Here is a 1,749-nt window from a genome sequence, read left to right as displayed (position 1 = left end):
CTTCGTTGAGTTGCTCCACGAAGGACAGGATCGCGTTCAGCTCGCCTTGGAGATGAGGAACATCCTCCTCCGTCACTGCGATGCGCGCCAGCCGCGCGATGCGCCGGACCGTGTTCTGATCGACCGACATGGAGGCCAACCCCTTTTCTCTGCGTTTGGCGGGCTATAACACCCGGCCCGCCAAGGTCGCAATGTCAGATATGTCTCAGGGAGGGCGACCGCGCCGGGGCGGAGGCCGGTATTCCCGTCAGATCCGCACTCCGACCGTCTTCTGCGGCACGACGACCTGGGTGCCCTTCCCGTCCATCGCGGCAACGAACCGGTCCGCGTCCGGCAGAATCATCGGGAACGATCCATAGTGACAAGGGATCGCCGCCTTCAATTTGAAAAAGCGCTGCACCGCCAGCGCCGCGACTTCGGGACCCATGGTGAACCGATCCCCGACCGGCACCATGGCGACGTCCGGCTGATGAATTTCCGCGATGAGGCCCATATCGCCAAAAATGTCGGTATCGCCCATGTGGTACACGGTCGGCTCGCCGGGGGCCTTGATGATCACCCCATTGGCGCTGCCGAGAGGGAAATTGACCCCCAACTCGACCAAACCGGACGAGTGATCGGCGCGGACCAAGGTGACGGAGAAGCCACCCTGATCGGCCGTTCCACCCGTATTCATAGCATGGAACCGCTCGAGCCCTTGCGAGGCGAAATACATGCAGAGTTCGAAATTCGTGACGACCGTTGCCCCCGTCGCCTTTGCGATGTCGAGCGTATCGCCGATGTGGTCCGCATGGCCATGGGTGACGACGACGTGGGTCGCCCCTTCCATGGCCTTTTCGACTCCGCCCTGAAAGGCCGGGTTCCCCGTGAAGAACGGGTCGATCAGCACGACCTTGTCGGCGAAATCGAGCCTGAATGCGGAATGGCCGAACCACGTGATCTTCATGGGTAGATCCTCAGCTAGAACTCTTGGGAGACGGTGGAGATGGGACTTGGAGGCTTCGACTACAGGTAGAACGTTAAGAACCAAAAAAAGGGTCGGCGCCGAGAAAACGTGCCCGGGCACGCCCGGGCGTCCGGAACACGCCATGGACCTTTGAGCGTCCATCTGTCACCCAGTCACAGCTTCGGGAAACCGTCCGCCAAGGTTCGAAAGTGCTTGCCCCCGGGTCCTGCGTGCACCAGCCTCTCGCAAACCTCGAACGAGGAAACGCCATGACGACGAATGACAGCGAATTGATCGGCCTGATCGAGCGCCTTCCGGCACGCTCGCGGCTGATGGGTGTCGATCTCGGCACGAAGACGATCGGTCTGGCGCTTTCCGACGTGGAACATCACATCGCGACGCCGCTCGAGACGATCAAGCGCGTGAAGTTCACGCCCGACGCCGAGCGGATCAAAGCTCTCGCCGAACAGCACGGCGTCGGTGGTCTCGTCGTGGGCCTGCCGCTCAACATGGACGGAACCGAAGGACCGCGCACGCAGGCGACGCGTGCTTTCGTGCGCAACCTTTCCCCTCTCCTCTCGCTACCGATCGTATTCTGGGACGAACGAATGTCGACGATGGTGGTGACACGCACGCTCCTCGACGCAGATACGTCGCGAGCGAAACGCGCCGAGGCCGTCGACAAGATGGCTGCGGCCTACATCCTGCAGGGTCTGCTCGATCGCTATGAGCGACTCTGTGTCGAGCAGGAGAAATTCGCCGACGATTTCCAGACCGAAACGGATATCGACACGCCACCGACA

Annotated in this window: 3 protein-coding genes; 1 reads left to right on the top strand and 2 read right to left on the bottom strand. The window is 61.5% G+C overall.

The features are described from left to right. Nucleotides 1–130, bottom strand: a 130-nt coding sequence (locus AC1DT3_RS20075; RefSeq protein ID WP_477466974.1) for an Asp-tRNA(Asn)/Glu-tRNA(Gln) amidotransferase subunit GatC, incomplete at its 3' end; no start/stop codon positions are given. 117 nt (nucleotides 131–247) lie between these two features. Further along, a complete protein-coding gene (locus AC1DT3_RS20070) occupies nucleotides 248–946 on the bottom strand; it encodes a metal-dependent hydrolase (protein ID WP_477466973.1) in 699 nt (232 codons plus the stop codon). A gap of 269 nt (nucleotides 947–1,215) precedes the next feature. On the opposite strand from AC1DT3_RS20070, the gene ruvX reads away from it, so the two are divergent. After that, nucleotides 1,216–1,749, top strand: a 534-nt coding sequence (gene ruvX / locus AC1DT3_RS20065; protein ID WP_477466972.1) for a Holliday junction resolvase RuvX, incomplete at its 3' end; no start/stop codon positions are given.

The sequence above is a fragment of the Microvirga sp. P4_G7 genome (genome assembly GCF_056401005.1).
The sequence above is the reverse complement of the archived record's forward strand: the minus strand, read 5'-3'. Positions and strand labels throughout refer to the sequence as shown.

Bases quoted from the DNA above. Each gene is read 5' to 3' on its own strand.
- AC1DT3_RS20070 (WP_477466973.1), bottom strand. From the start codon at position 946: ATGAAGATCACGTGGTTCGGCCATTCCGCATTCAGGCTCGATTTCGCC.